The sequence below is a fragment of the Bradyrhizobium sp. BWA-3-5 genome (genome assembly GCF_032917985.1).
Lineage (GTDB): Bacteria > Pseudomonadota > Alphaproteobacteria > Rhizobiales > Xanthobacteraceae > Bradyrhizobium.
Map to the genome: position 1 here is coordinate 582,355 of NZ_CP136626.1, position 19,220 is coordinate 601,574.

Below are 19,220 nucleotides of genomic sequence, written 5' to 3' on the forward strand. Positions count from 1 at the left end.
CGTCTCAGCCAATGATGCACTGCACTAAGCGGCGCGCCGCGGATATTCGATCACGCTCTCACATGGTGGAATGATCACACGATCCGCGAGGTCTGGTTGCCCCAATAGCGGTCGCGCAACAGGCGCTTGTAGAGCTTGCCGGTCGGCAGCCGCGGCAACTCCGCCTCGAAGTCGATCGAGCGCGGCACTTTCTGGCGCGACAGCGACTGGCTGCAGAAAGCGATCAGTTCGTCGGCCAACTCCTGCCCCGGCGAAACGCCGGGCATCGGCTGCACGACCGCCTTTACCTCCTCGCCGAGATCCGGATTGGGCACGCCGAACACCGCCGCGTCCGCGATCTTCGGATGCGTAATCAGGAGGTTCTCGCACTCCTGTGGGTAGATGTTGACGCCACCGGAGATGATCATGAACGTGGCGCGATCGGTCAGGTAGAGATAGCCATCCTCGTCGACATAGCCGACGTCGCCGACCGTGCTCATCGTGCCGTCGGCCGAACGGACCTCTGCCGTCTTGGCCGGATCATTAAAGTATTCGAACGGCGATGCCGTTTTGAACCACACAGTGCCGGCCGTGCCGACGGGGCAGGGTGTCATGTTCTCGTCGAGGATGTGCAGATCGCCGAGCAGGACCTTGCCGACGGTGCCGCGATGCGCCAGCCATTGCTCGCTGTTGCAGGCGGTGAAGCCGAGCCCTTCGGTGGCGCCGTAATATTCATGAACGATTGGACCCCACCATTTGATGATGTCGTCCTTCACGGCCGCGGGGCAGGGCGCGGCGGCGTGGATGGCGATCTCGAGCGATGACAGGTCGTAACGCTGGCGCACGTCTTCCGGCAGTTTCAGCATGCGCGAAAACATCGTCGGCACGAGCTGGGTATGGGTGATGCCCCATTTCTGCACCAGCTCCAGATATTTTTCCGGATCAAAGCTCTCCATGATGATGACGGTGCCGCCCATGCGGATGGTGAGGTTGACCGCCGCCTGCGGCGCCGAATGATAGAGCGGCGCCGGCGAGAGATAGATCATTCCCTCGCGGTACTGCCAAAGATTGATCAGGAAATCGAACAGCGGCAGGTTCTGTATCGGCGGCTGCTCAGGCAGGGGGCGCAGGATGCCCTTGGGCCGGCCCGTGGTGCCGGAAGAATAAAGCATCGCGGTGCCCAGCCATTCGGCGTTCCCGGCAGGCCCGATGTGGCCTGCGCCAGTCCGACAATCCGATCGCTTTGGCCTTCGCCATCGGCAACGATGCAAAGTTCGACCTGAGGGCATTCCTTCAAGGCTTCGCGTGCAACGCCGAGCTTCGCCTGCGAAGTGATGAGAATGCGCGACTGGCTGTTGGTCAGGATGTAGGCGAGTTCGCCGGCCGTCAGGTAGGAGTTCACGCAGGTATAATAAAGTCCGCTCCGTTCGCCGGCGCCGCAGGCCTCCAGAAAGCGGCTGTTGTTCTCCATGAAGATCGAATAGTGGTCGAGCCGATTGAGGCCGCGTTTTCGAAACAGATGCGCCAGGCGGTTGGTGCGGGCTTCCAGCTCGCGATAGGTCACCGTCTCCCCGGTGGATGCCATGATGAAGGCGGGCTGAAGCGGACGAAGGTGGGCATGCTTGCCGGTGTACATGTGTGCTCGGGTCTCCTTACGCGGCCATATCCAGAATCTCGCGCACCTGCGCCGGCCCCTCGATCCTGCGCGGGTTGCGCGGCACCCAGGGTGTTGCCATCGCGGCCTTTGCGATGCGGTCGAAATGCTCTGGCCCGACATTGACCTCGCGCAGGCTGCGCGGCATGCCGAGGCCGCGAATGAGGCGATCGAGCACGTCGCCGGCATCCTCATTCGGATGTCCCATGGCGGCGGCAACCTGCGCCTGCCGCTCGGCATTGGCTGGCTTGTTCCAGCGCATCACCGACGGCAGCATCACGCAGGACGTATGGCCATGCGGCACGCCGAACTCCGCGCCGAGCACGTAGCCGATGCCATGGCTGGCGCCCATCGGCACGCCGGAAGCGAGCGGCCCGGTCGAAAGCCAGGTGCCGATCTGGCAGTCCATCCGCGCCTCAATATTATTGGCGTCCGCCTTCACGCGCGGCAGCGCCTGCGCCAGCATGGAAAGGCCCTTCAGCGCCTGCGCGTCGCCGTAAGGATGCGCCTCGCGCGAACAGATGCCCTCGACGCAATGATCGACGGCGCGGATTCCGGTCGAGAGCCACAGCCATTCCGGCGTATTCAGGCTGAGCCAGGGATCGAGGATCACGGCGCGCGGCATCAATAATGGATGCCGCAGCGCTTCCTTGACCTTGGTCTTCTCATTTGTAACACCGGCGGTGGAAGAGAATTCGCCGCCGGCAATCGTTGTGGGGATGCTGATCTGGCGCACCGCCGGCGCCTTGAGCTGCGGCGGAGCGCCGCGGCCGACCCTGATCCTGTCGATGTCCTCGGCGTTACGGATATCGTTGGCGAGGCAGAGCTGCACCGCCTTGGCGCCGTCGGTGATCGAGCCGCCGCCGACCGTGACGATGAGATCGGCGTTCGCGGTGCGGGCCCGTTCGGCGGCGGCGATGACGGCCGCGCGCGGCGTGTGCGGCGGCATCGCGTCGAAGGTGCCGACGCAGCGCGGACCCAGCGCGCGGCGGATGTTTTCGATCACGTCGGTCTGGCGGTTCAGCGTGCCGCTGACCATCAGGAAAGCGCGTGCGGAGCCCAGCCGGTTCAACTGCTCGACGAGCGCCTCGGATGCCGGCCGTCCGAACACGACCTCGTCCATCGCGCCGAATACGACACGCCCGCTATGCACCCTTGTCCTCCCCGGACATTTTTTGGCCCTTGCGGCGGGCCTTGCGCGGAGGTTAGCCGAGGAAATTCGCGGCGTCATGTCCGAAGATGGGGGCGCTGATCCCGTTGTCCTCCGGCCGATCAAGGAGCGCTGCGGCTTATCCCCGTCATTGCGACCCGTTGGCTCGCAATGATGAATGGATGCAGCCTCACGTTCTCCTGACGCCAATTGCCCGAAGGCCTGGCTGAAGGAGCCGGGCCTCGCCCCCTACAATGTCACGTTTTCGTCACCGGCCGACGATTAGCTGGCGTCCATTGCGTCCGGTTCCGTCTCATCGCATTGCGGAAAATCACAACGTTCGGATGGCGCAGGCCGTTGGCTACGCGGATGCATAACGATTGTGCTTGATCCTCGCGCCTTCTTGACGAGACTGGGAACCGATCACATCTGTGGCCTCCGCCTCAAGTTCCACGGCGGCTTTCATCTACATCGGATGTCATGAGTGAGGGGAGTGGGGTTTGACCGCCATTGAGCCATTGAATCGTTCAGCCTGGCCGAGGGAGGGCGATGGCAGCCTGTCCCGCGGCGTTAAATGGCTGGCCCCGCTGCTCGCGCTCACGCTGTCGGCTTGCGGCGACAAGCCGCCACAACAGCAGGCGGCTCCCCCGGCGCCGCCGGTCACGGTTGCGCAGCCCGTGAAGCGCACCGTCACCGATTGGGATGAATTCACCGGCCGGTTCGAGGCGGTGCAGGAAGTCCAGGTCCGCGCCCGGGTCGGCGGCTTCGTGACGTCGGTCGAATTCCGCGACGGCGCCATCGTCCGGAGCGGCGACCTGCTCTATGTGATCGATGCCCGGCCGTTCGAGGCGGTTGCCGAGCAGGCGGACGGGCAATTGTCCGATGCGCGCGCCAAGGCGGAGCTCGCCAAGCGCGAACTCGACCGCGCGCTGACGCTGAACCAGACCCAGGCGGTATCCGATTCCATCGTCGACCAGCGCCGCCAGACCTTGCAGGCGGCGCGCGCCGCCGAGATGCAGGCCGAAGGCGCGCTCAAGGCGGCGAAGCTCAACATCGAATTCACCCATGTGATGGCGCCGATCACCGGCCGCGTCAGCCGTCATCTGGTGACGCCCGGCAACCTCGTACAGGGCAGCGAGGGTGGCGCCACGCTGCTCACCTCGATCGTCTCGCTCGATCCGATCTACATCTATTTCGACGTCGACGAGGCGACCTATCAAAGGAACAGCAAGCTGTGGTTCGAAGGCAAGCGGCCGAGCTCGCGCGATACGCCAAATCCGGTACAGGTGACGCTGACGGGTGAAACCAAGCCCTCGCATGACGGCAAAATGGATTTCCTCGACAACCGGCTCGACGTTTCGACCGGCACGCTGCGCAGCCGCGCAGTGATCCCGAACAAGGACCTTTCGATCCTGCCCGGCCAGTTCGGCCGGGTCCGGATCATCGGCAGCTCGCCTTACGAGGCGCTATTGCTGCCGGATACCGCGATTGCGACCGACCAGTCGCGCAAGATCGTTTTCGTCGTCAAGGATGACAACACTGTGGAGGCGAAACCGGTCGTGCTCGGCCCGCTCGATGAAGGCCTGCGCGTGGTCCGTGAAGGGATCAACGCTGAAGACAAGGTCATTATCGATGGCCTGCAGCGGGCGCGGGTGGGCGCGAAGGTCACGCCGAAGGCGGCCGAAATCAAGCCGACCGGTGGCAAGACATGAATCTCGGCCGTCTCTCCGTCAATCAGCCCATCCTGGCAATGGTGCTGTCGATCGTGCTGTTGATTGTCGGCGCGATCGCTTACGGCACGCTGCCGGTCTCGGAATATCCGCAGGTGGTGCCGCCGACCGTAGTGGTGACCACGCAATATCCGGGCGCCTCGGCGCAGACTGTTTCCGACACCGTCGCAGCTCCCATCGAGCAGGAGATCAACGGCGTCGAGGATATGCTGTATCTCTACAGCCAGGCGACCTCGAACGGACAGCTCACCATCACCGTCACGTTCAAGCTCGGCACCGATCTCGACAAGGCCCAGGTGCTGGTGCAGAACCGCGTCGCGATCGCGCAGCCGCGCCTGCCTGAGGAAGTGCAGCGCAACGGCGTCGTCACCCGCAAGAACAGTCCGGACATCCTGATGGTGGTGTTCATGCTGTCGCCGGACGAAACGTTCGACCAGCTCTACATCTCCAATTACGCGCTGTTGCAGGTGCGTGACCAGTTGCTGCGGCTCGACGGCGTCGGCGATATCCAGATGTTCGGCGCGCGTGACTATTCGATGCGGCTGTGGCTCGATCCCGATAAGATCGCCACCCTCGGCCTGACATCGGCGGAGGTGGTGGCTGCGATCCGCGCGCAAAACGTCCAGATCGCGGGCGGACAGATCGCGGAGCCGCCGATTTCAGACCGCGCCTTTTCGCCCAATCTCACCTTCACCGGCCGCCTGAAGGACCCGAAACAGTTCGAGGAGATCGTGGTGAAGGCCGGCGCCGACGGCCGCACAGTCAAGCTGCGCGACGTCGCGCGGATCGAGCTTGGCGCGCTCGCCTATTCGACCAACAGCTTCCTGCTCCGCAAATCCGCCGTCGCCATGCTGGTGACGCAGCGGCCGGGCTCGAACGCGCTGGCGACCGCCAAGGGCATTAACGATACCATGGAGCGACTGAAGGCGAGCTTTCCAAAAGGGCTCGACTACAATATCGGCTACAACCCGACCGAATTCATCGCGCAGTCCGTCAGCGAGCTGATCAAGACGATCTATGAAGCGATGGCGCTGGTTGTCATCGTGGTGCTGGTGTTCCTTCAGGGCTGGCGTCCCGCCATCATTCCGATCATCGCGATACCTGTTTCGCTGGTCGGCACTTTCGCTGTCATGGCGGCGCTGGGATTCTCGATCAACAATCTCACCTTGTTCGGCCTCGTGCTCGCGGTCGGCATCGTGGTCGACGACGCGATCGTGGTCGTCGAGAATGTCGAGCGCCATCTCGAGCACGGCATGAGCCGGCGCGACGCCGCGCTCCGCACCATGGAAGAGGTCGGCGGCGCGCTGGTCTCGATCGCGCTGGTGCTGTGCGCGGTGTTCGTGCCGACCGCCTTCCTCGGCGGCATCTCCGGGCAGTTCTTCCAGCAGTTTGCCGTCACCATTGCGGTCGCGACCGCGATTTCCTGCTTCTGTTCGCTGACGCTGTCGCCGGCGTTGGCTTCGCTGATCCTGCAGCCGCATGAGGACAAGCGGCCGGCAGCGCGCTGGAATATCATCGCCCGCGGCTGGGACGCCTTTACCGGCGTGTTCAATCGCGGCTTCGACCGCCTGTCGCACGGCTATGCCCGCGCCGCCGACTTCGTGATCCGCCACGCGGTTGTGATGCTCCTGCTCTATGTCGGCTTGATCGGCAGTGCCGGCTGGCTGCTGATAACCACGCCGCAGGGCTTCATCCCGGCGCAGGACCGCGGCTACGTCATCGTATCGGTGCAGCTGCCCGGCGCCGCGTCGCTGGCGCGCACCACCGAGGTCGTGCGCGAGATCGAGCGGATTGCGCTGGATACGCCGGGCATCATTCGCGTGGCGGCGTTTGCCGGCTTCTCGGGTGCGACCCGCACGCAGGCCAGCAACGCCGCGGCCTTGTTCCCGGTATTCGCGGACCCGGAGGAGCGCCACAAGAAGGGACTGTCGGCCGGCGCGATCGCCAACAATCTGCGGATGCGGCTGTCGAGCATCCAGGGCGCCTTCATCATCGTCATCCCGCCACCTGCGGTGCCCGGCATCGGCACCGGCGGCGGCTTCACCATGCGGATCCAGGATCGTCAGGGCCGCGGCTCGGAAATGCTGGCGGCGGCGACGGATGAACTGGTCGGCGCAGCGCGCAGGGCGCCGGGATTGACCCAGGTGTTCTCGACCTTCACCGCCAACACGCCGCAACTCTTCGTCGACATCGATCGCGTCAAGGCGCAGAAGCTCGGCGTGCCGATCGCTGGTATCACCGACACGATCCAGACCTATTTCGGCTCGTCCTATGTCAACGACTTCAACTTGTTCGGCCGCACCTATCACGTCACCGCGCAGGCCGATCTGCCGTTCCGGAAAGAAACCTCCGATCTGGCGCGACTGCGCACCCGCAACGCCGCCGGCGACATGGTGATGCTCGGCAGCGTCGTCAGCTTCCGCGATGTCTCCGGCCCCGACCGCGTCGCGCGCTACAATCTTTATCCCGCGGCGGAATTGCAGGGCGATACGCTGCCGGGAACGAGCTCCGCGACGGCGATCAACACGATGAAGCGGCTGGCTGGCGAGACGCTGCCGAGCGGTTTTTCGTTTGAATGGACCGACCTGTCCTATCAGCAGGTCACCGGCGGCAATACCGGCCTGCTCGTCTTCCCGATCTGCGTGCTGTTCGTCTATCTCGTGCTGGCGGCGCAGTATGGTTCGTGGAGCCTGCCGTTCGCGGTTATCCTGATCGTGCCGATGTGCCTGCTCGCCGCCACCATCGGCGTGCGTATCATGGGCCAGGACGTCAACATCCTGACCCAGATCGGCTTCGTGGTGTTGGTGGGGCTTGCAGCCAAGAACGCCATTCTCATCGTCGAGTTCGCGCGCGACATCGAGCTGGAAGGAAAATCGCGCCTGGACGCCGTGATCGAGGCCTGCCGGCTGCGGCTGCGGCCGATCCTGATGACCTCGTTCGCCTTCATCCTCGGCGTGCTGCCGCTGGTGATCTCGTCGGGCTCGGGCTCGGAAATGCGGCAGGCCGTCGGCGTCGCCGTGTTCTTCGGCATGCTCGGCGTCACGCTGTTCGGCCTGATCTTTACGCCGATCTTCTACGTCATCGTGCGCAATCTCGCCGAGGGCAGGAAGGACAAGAAGCCGGCGGCGGCTTAGCTGCAGCTTTTTGCTCCGCCGTCGTTCCGGGGCGCGCGACTTCGTCGCGACCCCGAACGATAACTGCGGTCGTGCCTCTCCCTTCCAGAGTTCCCCAATACTTTTGGCTGATCCGAAATGGATGGGCAGCGGCGGGGTTATTGAATAGTGTTGATGGGTTCCTCTGACAAGAAATTCCGGGAGAAAAGGATGAAGTCGGGATTGTTGGTCGCCGTTGCGGTGGGTGGTGTTTTGTTCGCCGCGCCGGCATCGGCGCAGGGCGTCAAGATCGGTATTTTGAACGATCAGTCCGGAGTCTACGCCGATTACGGCGGCAAGTGGTCGTTCGAGGCGGCCAAGATGGCGATTGAGGATTTCGGCGGCGAGGTGCTGGGCCACAAGATCGAGATCGTTTCCGCCGACCATCAGAACAAGCCGGACCTCGGCAGCGCGATTGCGCGGCGCTGGTACGACGTCGAAGGCGTCGACATGATCACCGAGCTGACGACCTCTTCGGTCGCGCTCGCCATTCACGAGCTTTCGAAGGAGAAAAAGAAAATCGATATCGTCGTGGGTGCGGCGACGTCGCGTCTTACCGGCGACGCCTGCCAGCCCTACGGTTTCCACTGGGCCTACGACACCCATGCGCTGGCCTACGGCACCGGCGGCTCGCTGGTGGAAGCCGGCGGCGATAGCTGGTTCTTCATGACCGCGGACTACGCCTTCGGTTACGCGCTCGAAAAGGACACCAGCGATTTCGTCAAGGCGAAGGGCGGCAAGGTGCTGGGTTCGGTCCGCATCCCGCTCAACACGGCGGATTTCTCCTCCTTCCTGCTGCAGGCGCAGAGTTCGAAGGCCAAGATCATCGGCCTTGCCAATGCCGGCCTCGACACCACCAACTCGATCAAGCAGGCGTCCGAGTTCGGCATCGTCAAGAGCGGCCAGAAGCTCGCCGGTCTCTTGCTGACGCTCGCCGAGGTGCACGGGCTCGGGCTTGACGCCGCGCAGGGCCTGGTGCTGACGGAAGGCTACTATTGGGACCGCGACCCCAAGAGCCGCAACCTCGCCGAAAAATTCTTCAAGCGCACCGGCCGGATGCCCAATATGATCCAGGCCGGCACCTATTCGGCAACGCTGCAATATCTCAAGGCCGTCAAGGCCGCCGGCACCAAGGATACCGAGGCGGTCGCCAAGAAGCTGAAGGAGCTTCCGGTCGATGACGATTTTGCCCAGGGCGGCAAGGTGATGGAAAACGGCCGCATGGTGCATGACCTCTATCTGTTCGAGGTCAAGAAGCCGTCGGAATCGAAGAAGCCGTGGGACTATTACAAGCAGCTCGCCGTCGTGCCCGGCGACAAGGCGTTCCCGCCGGCGAAGGACTCGGGCTGTCCGTTGGTGAAGTAGGTCGCCGTCGTCCCGGCGAAACGCCGGGACCCATAACCACAGGCGCCCGTTGTTAGGGCGGGCGTCTGGCGTCTTGCTTCATCGAGAGGACGCGGCTTACGGGTCCCGGGTCGCGCTTCGCTTGCCCGGGACGACGTGCGGATAGAGCCGCGAAGACTACCCCTGCACGATCCGCCACAGGATCGCGCCGAATGCGCCCACCCACAGCGCGATCGTCGCCAGCGCCTGGATCGCAAAACCCAGGCTGCGCTTGGCGACCGCCTGAGCATATCCGAGCACGTAGAGGATACGCCCGATCACCCAGACCAGTCCGATCGCCGCCGCAATGCTGTCGCTGAGATAGACCGCAAACAGCCACAGCGCCGGCAAAAAGATCGGCAGCCATTCCAGCGTGTTCATCTGCGCGCGAAACACGCGCTCGAAATCCGGATTGCCCGAAATGGCCGGCAGCTTGACGCCGAACTTGCCGCGTGCCCGCGACACCAGGATGGACGAATAGAAGTAGACCAGGATCGCCAGCAAGGTGACGAGCGCGGTGAAGTGATACATCGTGGAAATTTCCCCTCTTGGTGCGGGGACTTAATAGCCCGTCATTTCCAGATAGCCTACCCCTGTGTGGCTGCCAGCAAGGCGGATCGGGCCTTCCCAATAGGGGAAGCTGGTGCCCATCCAGCATCTAGCGTTGAGAGGCGTGCATTCGATCGATAGCGCCATCTTCGGAACGGCGATACGCCACGTCGTCGGTATCTTTCGTCCCTCGATCTCGGTGAAGGCCAGCGGCGTCATGCTGATGTCGGCGGAGACGAGTTGCTCGGCCTTGCCGTCGGAAAATATCCACTTGCCGGAGCCGTAATGCTGGCCGTCGCTCTGCCGCATCCGATACAGCATCAGCTTGTCGCCCGAATTGAAATGCAGGGACAGCCAGTCCCATCCGCTTTGATCCGATGCCAGCGGCTGGCTGCTCCATTCGCGGTCGAGCCAGGCCATGCCCGTGACGTCGACCGGCTTGTCGTCGATGGTGAGGGCACCGGTCGCCGAATAATGCGGCTGGCTGTAGTAGTAGGAAGCCTGTTCGCGCAGCGACTTGCGGCTATAGCCGCCATCGCCCTGCAGCACCAGCGGACGCAGCGCGCCGAGGCGCAGAGCGTAGCTGAAGTCGGTGCCGGAAGCCTTCAGCGCAAGTGGCGCGATGTTCTCATCGCTGACCGGATCGATGCCGCGCATTTCCCACGCATCGATCCAGGCCTGAAACGGCTGCGCCTCGACACCGGCCTGACCGATGCCGCCGCGCGCAAAGACTTGCGCAACGCGATGGGTGTCGGCACGGGTGACGGCGGCGTGGCCCATCCAGATCTGCTGGTTGGCCCACCCCTCCGCCGGCCCGCCCGGCGCAATCGCCTGGCGAAACAGCGTCCATTGCGCGCCGTAGGCATTGCCATTGGCATCGCCGAGATTGGCCGTCACGTACCACCACTCGATGCGGAATTCCGGGTGCGGGCCATGGTCGGCGGGAAACGCGAACGTCCTGCCGGGCACGACCGGCGCAAATCCTTGCGCGCTTTCGCTCAAGCCGGCGTACCCTTGCGCGGCCGCCTTGCCACTGATGCCTGCAAGGAGCGCGGCGCCGACAAAACCGCGGCGGGTGATGCGGCCGCTAGCGCTCATTGGCGAAGATCCTGATCAGGCTCGCGGGCTGCATGCGCGCCAGGCGGATAACGGGCAGTGCCGCTGCGGCAAACGCAGCCGCCATTGCGACTCCGGTGAGCCACAGCAACTGCATCGGAAACACGTGGAATGGCAGCCGCCAGCCGAACGCCTTGACGTTGACGATCGCGAGCAGGCACCACGCGACGAGCAGGCCGAGCGGCAGCGCGAAGATCGTGGTGATCAGCGCGACCGACATGGTCTTGAGAAGCTCGATCACAGCGAGCCGCCGCCGCGTGATGCCGATCGCCCATAACGGCGCCAGTTGCGGCAGGCGCGAATTGGCCAGCGTCAGCAAGCTCGTCAGCAGCGCAACGCCGGCAACACCGAGCGTGAAGGCGTTCAGCGCGGCGGTTACGGAAAACGTGCGGTTGAAGATCCGCGTTGATTCCGCCTTCATGGTCGCCTGGTCAGCGACGTTGCGGTCGTCGAGACTGAATTTTTCCTTCAGCGCCGCGATCAATGCCGGGACGTTGGCCGGAGCAACCCGTAGTCCCATCCGTGTCAGCGGTATTTCGGGAAAACGCCGCGTCAGCGCAGCAAAATTCACCGCGATCTGGCCCTTGGGGTTGCCGTAATCGGCATAGATGCCGACCACGTCGAGCGGCCAGCTGCCGCCAGATGCCGGCACCTCGATGCGGTCGCCGACCGAGAGGTGCATGCGCCGCGACAGTTGTTCGCTGACGAGCGCTGCATTGCCCGGGCGCAGCTTGCTCCAAGCATTGTCGACCGATTGCAGCAGCGGCCAGTTGTCGCGATAGGTGACGTGATCGGGCAGGCCGAGCACCTCGATCGGCGCGCCGGCCAGTTGCGTGTCGGCGCGGCCGCCGGGCAGGATCGCTTCGACCTCGCCCCGCTCGCGCAGCCACGCCTTGATCTCGTGCGCCTGATCGTCATTGGCCGCATTGACATAGACATCCGCCGCCAGCCGTCCGTCGAGCCAGACGAGGAAGGTGCGGGAAAAACTCTCGACCATGGTGGAAACGCCGACATTGACCGCGAGCGCGAGCAGCAGCGCCATCAAGGCGAGCGACAGCCCGGAGAGTTGCTGGCGGCTGTCGGCCCAGAACCAGACGCCGAGCGGAGCGCGTGCCTGCCGCTGCCCGATCGACAGCACGATCTCCAGAAACATCGGCAGGATCAGCGCGGCGCCGAGCATCATCGCCGCGAGCACGGCAAAGCCCGAGATCAGGGAATCGCCGAACCACAGGAAGATGCCGGCGGCGGCAAAGGCGGCGAGCGCCAGCGCGCTCTGATAGGTCAGCCAGCGCCGCTGCGCCTGTTGCCAGGCGAACGGCTGGGCGGTGGCGAGCAGCGGCAGCCGCAGCGCCTTGGTCAGGCTGGCCGCCGCCGCGGCGAGCGCGCCCACGATGCTGATGGCGATGCCGGCGAACCACCATTGCGGCTTCAGCACCAGCTGTCCCGGGATCTGTGCGCCATAGAGCCCGCGCAGCGAGGCCACGACATCGGGCAGCAGTGCGCCGGCGATGAAGTAGCCGCAGACCAGCCCAACCAACCCCGCGACCAGCGCCAGCGACACCAGTTCGAGCACAAGCACCGCGTTGAGCATCCGCGCCGAGACGCCGCAGGCGCGCAGGGTGCGCAGTACCGGCAGGCGTTGCTCGAAAGCGAGGCCAATTGCCGAATTGACGATGAACAGGCCGACAAAGAACGACAGCAGCCCGAACGCCGTCAGGTTCAGGTGAAAACTGTCGGTGAGGCGCTCGAGATCGGTCTCGGCGTCCGGCTCGATCAGGCGCAGTCTGTCGCCGGTAACACTTTCGAGCGACGGGCGCTTGCCCGCATTCTTGCCGACCAGGAGGCGGGAGAGCTGGTCCGGCATCTTCAATAGGCTTTGCGCGATGCCGATGTCGACGACCAGCACGCCGGGCACCAGATTCGGCTGCACGCGAATCGGCGGCAGTGACGCTCCGCTCGCCTCGGGTCGCGCGCCCTCAGTGAGCTTCAGATCGGCAAGCGTCTCCGGCGCGACCAGCATTTCGCCTGGCGGCGTCATGAAGGCCTGCAGGCTGTCCTTGCCGACCGCTGGCGCATTGCCGACTTCCGCGGGCAGCGTCACCGGCTCGATTCCCATCAGGCGGAACGATCGTCCCTCGATCTGGATCCGGCCCTCGAGCACCGGCGAGACCGGCCAGCCCGCGCGGCGCAGATCGACAAAGAGTTTTTGCGCGAAGGTCGCGCCGCGGCTGGCGACCAGCATGGCGGTGCGCGTGCCGCCAAAGGTGGCGGCGGCGCGGTCGTAGGAGGTGCGGGCCTGCTGGTTGAGCGCCTGCACGCCGCTCCACAGCGCGGTCGCCGAGATCAATCCGATGAGCAACGTCGCAAGCTGCATCGGATGCCGCCGCCAATGGCTGAGCAGCACGGCCAGCGTCCACAGCGCGCGCTTCACGCGATCACCCCGGCATGGAGGTTGACCTGCCGGTCGAGGGTCGCGGCCAGCCTTGCGCTGTGCGTCACCATCAGAAAACCGCAGCCGCTGCGCGCCACGAGATCACGCGCCAGCGCCAGCACCTCGTCGGCGGTGTCCTCGTCGAGATTGCCGGTCGGCTCGTCCGCAAGCAGCAGCAGCGGCTTGATCGCCAGCGCGCGGCCGATGGCGACGCGCTGCTGCTGGCCGCCGGACAATTGTTCGGGATAGCGTTTCAGGAATCGGCCGAGCCCGAGCCGCTCCACCAGCTCATTGTGCCAGATAGCATCATGACGGCCGGCGATGCGCGACTGGAAGACGAGGTTATCCTCTACCGTCAAGCTCGGGATCAGGTTGAATTGCTGGAACACCAGGCCAAGCCGGTCGCGGCGCATTTCGGCGCGGTCGGCATCGCTGAGCTCGGAAACTTCCGCATCCGCCAGCCGAATCTCGCCGCCGTCGGCCGCGTCTAACCCGGCGATCAGGTGCAGCAGCGTGCTCTTGCCGCTGCCGGATTCGCCGGTCAGCGCGACGCTCTCGCCGGCCGCAACCGTCAGGTTGACCCCGCGCAGCACCGCGACCTCTTCGCCGGCGGCGCGGTAGCTCTTGATCAGGCCGGTCACGTGAAGCACCGGGCCGGTCGCACTGGGACTGTCTTTGGTCATGTGTGACGATCAACCGATCTGACCATGAAAAATCCCCTCGAACATGATGGCATGCAACATAGCAGGGCGGACGGTGGGGATCACGGCTTCAATCGCGCGGCGACGTGAACGTGATCCGGTTGTGGCGCGCGCCTGTCGCAGCAGCCGGCAGTTGCGGCGCTGGGTGCCTCGCGGAAAATCCCGGTTGCCTTGCCTGCAACGCCCCTTGTACCATTGGAATCGGCCGATCTTACAGAGCCAGCAAAGACAATAAGGACACACGGGGAAAACAACCATGACCGCGCAACCGACGCCCAAGGGTGCCTGGAAAATCACCTTCCTGCTGTTCCTGTTCATGCTGGTGAATTTCGCCGACAAGATCGTGGTCGGCCTTGCCGGTGCGCCGATCATGGACGAGCTGAAGCTTTCGCCCGAGCAGTTCGGCTTCCTCGGCTCCTCGTTCTTCTTCCTGTTTTCGATCTCGGCCATCGTCGTCGGCTTCATCGTCAACCGCGTCGATACCCGGTGGGTGCTGCTGGTGATGGCGGTGATCTGGTCGGTGGCGCAGTTTCCGATGGTCGGCACCGTCGGTTTTGCGACGCTGGTGATCTGCCGCATCATTCTCGGCGCTGGCGAGGGGCCGGCTTTCTCGGTGGCGGCGCATGCGATCTATAAATGGTTTCCCGACGAGAAGCGGACGCTGCCGACCGCCATTCTGTCACAGGGATCGGCATTCGGCGTGATCCTCGCGGTGCCGGCGCTGAACTGGATCATCGTCAATCATAGCTGGCACTATGCCTTCGGCGCACTGGGCGTGGTCGGCCTGATGTGGGCGATGGCTTGGCTCGTCATGGGCAAGGAAGGTCCGTTGGTGCAGACGGCCGAAACGGCCGCCGCCAATCCGCGCGTTCCCTATTTCCAGCTTCTGACCTCGCGGACGTTCATCGGCTGCTGCGCGGCGACCTTCGGCGCCTATTGGGCATTGTCGCTCGGCTTGACCTGGTTCACGCCGTTCATCGTCAAGGGGCTTGGCTTCACGCAGAAGGATGCCGGCTGGATTTCGGTTCTGCCCTGGGTGTTCGGCGCGGCCATCGTGCTGCTGACGGGATGGATCTCGCAGGAGATGCTGGCGCGCGGCTATACGACGCGTGGCGCGCGCGGCGTGCTCGGCTCGGTGCCGCTGATCGTCGGTGGGGCGATCCTCGCGGTGATGCCGCATGTCAACGGGGCCGGCCTGCAGATCGCGTTCCTGGTGGTCGGCTCCGGGCTGTGCGGCTCGATCTATGTGGTCTGCCCGCCGATGCTCGGCGAATTCACGCCGGTGCAGCAGCGCGGTGCTGTCATCGCGATCTACGGCGCGATCTACACGCTGGCGGGAATGATCGCGCCGTCCGTGATGGGCGTCGTGATCCAGAATGCCGCGTTGCCGCTCGACGGCTACATGACCGGCTTCACCATCAACGCAGTGATCATGGCGGCGTCGGGACTGCTTGGGTTGCTGCTGCTCTGGCCGAATTCCGAGCGCAAGCGGCTGATGGGGCAGGCAGCGGTGCAGCCGAAATTTGCGTGAGACAATAACGCGTCTATGCCTCGTCCCTGCGTTCGGCGACGGGCGGCGAATGCGTGCGCACGTCATCCCGCAAAAGCTCGTCATCCCCGCGAAGGCCGGGAGCCAGTACGCCGGGAAGGTTAAGATCAATTCGATAGGTCGCGGCGTACTGGGTCGCCCGGTCCTAGTGCGCGAGTGCGCACTAGGCCGGGCGATGACAGCGGAGTTTGTTGCGCCCGATTGCCTCCGAAGCGGTGCCCTCAACTCGCCGCCGCGTCGAGTTGCGGCTTTGAACCCTGCGCGCCGCGCACCAGTTTGCCGGGGCGCGCGCCGGTGGCCTTGCCGCCGCGCTGCGTCACCATGCCGGAGACGATCGTGGCATCGTAGCCGTCGACCTGCTGCATCAGGCGGCGGCCGCCGACCGGCAGGTCGTAATGCACTTTTGGCGGATGCAAATGCAGGCGATCGTAGTCGATCACGTTGACGTCGGCCTTGAAGCCCGGCGCGATCACGCCGCGATCGTAGAGGCCGACCGAGAGCGCGGTCTTGCGCGACTGCGCCGCCACCACGAACGGGATCGACAGTTTTTCGCCGCGGCTGCGGTCGCGCGTCCAGTGCGTCAGCAGATAGGTCGGGAAGCTGGCGTCGCAGATGATGCCGCAATGCGCGCCGCCGTCGGAAAGGCCGGGCACGGAATTGGCATGACGCAGCATCTCACCGACAGCGTCGAGATTGCCGTCGGCATAATTGAGGAACGGCACATAGAGCATGCCGCGGCCTTCGTCCGTTAGCATTGCATCGTACGCCAATTCTTCCGGTTGCTTGCCCTGGCGGCGGGCCTGCGCGCCCAAGGTATTTTCCGGCGGCTGTTCGTAATCCGGCGGGTTGCCGAGCAGGTACATCTTGTCGTAGTTCGGCCGGAAGAACAGTGGGTCGTCGGTCGCGGTGGCGTGCTCGCTCAGGATCGCCTTCCGCACCTCCGGCTGGCGCAACTGCGCGAGACGCTCGGCGAGCGGCAGATGCGCGATCGCCTGATAGCTCGGATGGGTCTGGAACGGATTGCGCGATAGCTCCAGCCCAAGCATCAGCCCGACTGGACGGGCGGCGATCTGCGCCGTGATCGACAGGCCGCGCATCGAAGCTTCATGGATGGTGTCGAGCGTCTGGCGCCAGCGTTGCGGCGCCTTGTCGTTCTGGGTGATCGAGAACGACACCGGAATTTTGGTGTTCTCGGCCACCCGCAGCATCATCGGCAGGTCTTCATTGATGGTGGAGAGGTCGAGCACGAACTGCAACACGCTGCGTCCCTGCGCATGCATCGCCGCTGCAATCGCAGTGAGTTCATCCTCGCCGGCCTTCAGGGTCGGCGTGAAGTCGCCGGTCGAGGTACGGTGGTTGAGCGTGCGCGAGGTCGAGAAGCCGAGCGCGCCGGCCTTTACCGCATCGCCCGCCAGCGCGGCCATCGCCTTGTTGTCGTCGGGCGTGGACGGATCGCGCCGTGCGCCGCGCTCGCCCATCACATAGACGCGCAAAGCGGCATGCGGCAGTTGCGCGCCGACATCCATGTCGAAGCTCCGCTTCGACAGCCAGTCCATGTAATCCGGAAAGCTTTCCCAGGCCCAGGGAATGCCGGCGCTCAGCACCGGCTCGGGGATATCCTCGACGCCCTCCATCAACTGGATCAGCCGGAGATGATCCTCCGGACGGCACGGCGCGAAACCGACACCGCAATTGCCCATGATCGCGGTCGTGACGCCGTTCTGCGAGGAGGGCGTGATGTCCTGGCTCCACGTGACCTGGCCGTCATAGTGGGTATGGACGTCGACAAAGCCCGGCGTGACCAGCTTGCCCCTGGCGTCGATCTCTTCCTTGCCCTTGCCGGTGACATTGCCGACTTCGCTGATGCGGCCGCCGCTGATTGCAACATCGGCTTCGAAGAGGTCGCCGCCCTTGCCGTCGGCAACGGTGCCGCCGCGGATCACGAGGTCGGGGGTCGAGGTCATGGCTTCCATCCCGGTTTTGTTTTGTTGTCGCATCATCGGAAGCTGTCCGATGCTGTCAACCGCCAGGGATGGGGTTCAGAAATCCGTTTATGCCTTGGCGGGTTCCGCCGGCTTGCGGTCGGTCACCAGCGCCAGCAGCACCGTCAGCACCATGAAGGCGACGGAGGCGCCGAAAACCCAGTGCGGCAAATGCTGGTCCATGATCCAGCCAAACAACAGCGGCGAGAGAATGCCGCTGAAATTGAAGCCGGTAGAGACGATGCCGAAGGCGCGGCCCGCGGCGCCCGCCGGCGCTGCGTTGCGGACCAGCATGTCGCGCGAGGGCGCGATCACGCCGCCGAGGAAGCCGGCCAGTCCCATCGCCGCGGTGAGCACCACCGACGGCAGGTTGATCGTCGCAATGACCGTGATGATGACGGCGTTGATGCCAAAGCACGCGGCGGCGACATTGCCGTGGCGCCTCGTGCGGTCGGCAAGATAGCCGCCGGCGAGCACGCCGGCGGCGCTGGCGCCAAGAAACGCGGTCAGTGCGATATTGGCGGCCGAGAAGGTCACGCCATAGCCGCTCATCAGCGCGACGACGCCGAAATTGCTGATGCCGGCATTGGACAGGCCGAGCAGCATGAAGAAGATCGTCAGCACGATGATGGCCGGCGTCAGGATGCTCTGCTGCGGCGCTGACACGCCGTCGGTCTTGCGATCGGCCGAACTCGCGTCGGGAATCCGGACCGCGATCAGCAGCAGCGCGACGAGAGGCCCGACCGCACCCGCCACGATCAGCGCGCCGAGCCCGCCGACGGCAGCCACCAGTGCGGCCATGATCGCCGGCGCCACCGCGCCGCCGAGGAAACCCGCAAAGGTGTGGATCGAGAAGGCGCGGCCCATCCGGGCTTCATCCATATGCGTCGACAGGATCGCGTAATCGCAGGGATGATAAACGCTGTTGGCAAGGCCGAGCAGGGCGGCGCAGACGATCAGCGAGACGTAGCTGAGATGCAGGCCCAGCATGATCAGCGCCAGGCCTCCGACGGAGAGGCCAATCAGCAGCACTTTTCGCGCGCCGATATGGTCGGCGAGATAGCCGATCGGCGCCTGCGTCAGGCCGGAAACGACGCCGAAGACGGTGAGCGCAAAGCCGAGCTCGATATAACCAACGCCAAGCTGCTCCTTGAGGAACGGGAACAGCATGGGCAGCACGAAGAGATGGAAATGGCTGACCCAATGAGCGATCGAAATCGCCGTCAGCGTGCGCAGCGCCGTGTCGGGCTTGGCAGTGTCGGTCTTCGCAGTGTCGGTCTTGGCTTGTCGCGGTGCGGCCAGAATATCGACCATTTCAGCTCAAATTCCCGTATCGTTTAAGGGGCCATCAGGCCCGCTGAAAATATAGGCAGGCGGTTATTTGTCCATGAATGCTGCTGCATGGCTGCCCCGGTGCAGGGCAGGGCGCGGGCATCTCCCATCAAATCGCGACGATCAAGCCGGCTGCGGCAGCTTCGGCGCGCATCTGCTCTTGAAGCATCGGGTAATAGAATTCGGAGACTTCGTCTAAGCGAGCTCGTCATCGCCCGGCTTGACCGGGCGACCCAGTAATCCGAGGCGCTTGTTTTTCAATGCAAAGGCCGCGGCGTACTGGATCGCCCGCTTTCGCAGGCGATGGCGACCTGACTTGCCTTACTTGCCGTCGTTGTCGCTACAGCGGCTCATCGTCATTGCCGTGAGGGTCGCGCTTCGGCGTGGCGATGTCGCCGTCCTCGTACTCTTCGTCCTCGACCGGAACGCGCTCCGGCTTCTTCGGCTTGTCCTCCGGTTGTTTCGGAGGTTCGTTCTTCCTGCCCGTTCCGCCCATGTGATGCCTTCTCGGA

At 64.4% G+C, this 19,220-nt stretch carries 12 protein-coding genes and 1 pseudogene; 4 read left to right on the plus strand and 9 right to left on the minus strand.

Annotation, left to right across the window (positions count from 1 at the left end):
• Window positions 1–74 precede the first annotated feature (74 nt).
• Window positions 75–1,615 (minus strand): annotated as a pseudogene (locus RX331_RS02730) (AMP-binding protein).
• Window positions 1,616–1,631: 16 nt separating this feature from the next.
• On the minus strand, window positions 1,632–2,786 hold the full coding sequence (locus RX331_RS02735; RefSeq protein ID WP_317255130.1) for an iron-containing alcohol dehydrogenase: 1,155 nt from the start codon (window positions 2,784–2,786) through the stop codon (window positions 1,632–1,634).
• Window positions 2,787–3,340: 554 nt separating this feature from the next.
• Between RX331_RS02735 and RX331_RS02740 the strand changes: the two genes are divergently transcribed.
• The 3 genes from RX331_RS02740 to RX331_RS02750 all read left to right on the plus strand — a co-directional run bounded on the left by RX331_RS02740 (window position 3,341) and on the right by RX331_RS02750 (window position 9,030).
• Window positions 3,341–4,495, plus strand: a complete 1,155-nt coding sequence (locus tag RX331_RS02740) for an efflux RND transporter periplasmic adaptor subunit (RefSeq protein WP_410708360.1) — start codon at window positions 3,341–3,343, stop codon at window positions 4,493–4,495.
• Window positions 4,492–7,647, plus strand: a complete 3,156-nt coding sequence (locus RX331_RS02745; RefSeq protein ID WP_317255131.1) for a multidrug efflux RND transporter permease subunit — start codon at window positions 4,492–4,494, stop codon at window positions 7,645–7,647. The genes RX331_RS02740 and RX331_RS02745 overlap by 4 nt, the downstream gene beginning before the upstream one ends.
• 189 nt (window positions 7,648–7,836) lie before the next feature.
• Window positions 7,837–9,030 (plus strand): ABC transporter substrate-binding protein, encoded by a 1,194-nt coding sequence (locus RX331_RS02750; protein ID WP_317255132.1) that lies wholly within the window; start codon window positions 7,837–7,839, stop codon window positions 9,028–9,030.
• Between the two features lie 156 nt (window positions 9,031–9,186).
• On the opposite strand, the gene RX331_RS02755 is transcribed toward RX331_RS02750, so the two are convergent.
• From RX331_RS02755 to RX331_RS02770, 4 genes are read right to left on the minus strand one after another with little or no spacing between them, the layout of a single operon-like run.
• A complete protein-coding gene (locus RX331_RS02755) occupies window positions 9,187–9,579 on the minus strand; it encodes an MAPEG family protein (RefSeq protein ID WP_317255133.1) in 393 nt (130 codons plus the stop codon).
• 30 nt (window positions 9,580–9,609) lie between these two features.
• A complete protein-coding gene (locus RX331_RS02760; RefSeq protein ID WP_317255134.1) occupies window positions 9,610–10,695 on the minus strand; it encodes a lipocalin-like domain-containing protein in 1,086 nt (361 codons plus the stop codon).
• Window positions 10,685–13,144, minus strand: a complete 2,460-nt coding sequence (locus RX331_RS02765; RefSeq protein ID WP_317255135.1) for an ABC transporter permease — start codon at window positions 13,142–13,144, stop codon at window positions 10,685–10,687. Before RX331_RS02765 ends, RX331_RS02760 begins: the two co-directional genes overlap by 11 nt.
• A complete protein-coding gene (locus RX331_RS02770; RefSeq protein ID WP_317255136.1) occupies window positions 13,141–13,827 on the minus strand; it encodes an ABC transporter ATP-binding protein in 687 nt (228 codons plus the stop codon). Before RX331_RS02770 ends, RX331_RS02765 begins: the two co-directional genes overlap by 4 nt.
• A 274-nt stretch (window positions 13,828–14,101) precedes the next feature.
• On the opposite strand from RX331_RS02770, the gene RX331_RS02775 reads away from it, so the two are divergent.
• Window positions 14,102–15,376 carry an MFS transporter gene (locus tag RX331_RS02775; protein WP_317255137.1) on the plus strand — a complete coding sequence of 425 codons (1,275 nt, stop codon included), beginning with the start codon at window positions 14,102–14,104 and terminating at the stop codon, window positions 15,374–15,376.
• A gap of 239 nt (window positions 15,377–15,615) precedes the next feature.
• Here RX331_RS02775 and RX331_RS02780 read toward each other — a convergent pair whose 3' ends face one another.
• The 3 genes from RX331_RS02780 to RX331_RS02790 form a co-directional block, all read right to left on the minus strand.
• Complete coding sequence (locus RX331_RS02780; protein ID WP_317255138.1) at window positions 15,616–17,358, minus strand: N-acyl-D-amino-acid deacylase family protein; 1,743 nt, start codon at window positions 17,356–17,358, stop codon at window positions 15,616–15,618.
• A gap of 87 nt (window positions 17,359–17,445) precedes the next feature.
• Window positions 17,446–18,690, minus strand: a complete 1,245-nt coding sequence (locus RX331_RS02785) for an MFS transporter (protein WP_317255139.1) — start codon at window positions 18,688–18,690, stop codon at window positions 17,446–17,448.
• A 358-nt stretch (window positions 18,691–19,048) separates the two neighbouring features.
• On the minus strand, window positions 19,049–19,204 hold the full coding sequence (locus tag RX331_RS02790) for a hypothetical protein (protein ID WP_317255140.1): 156 nt from the start codon (window positions 19,202–19,204) through the stop codon (window positions 19,049–19,051).
• Window positions 19,205–19,220: the final 16 nt, after the last annotated feature.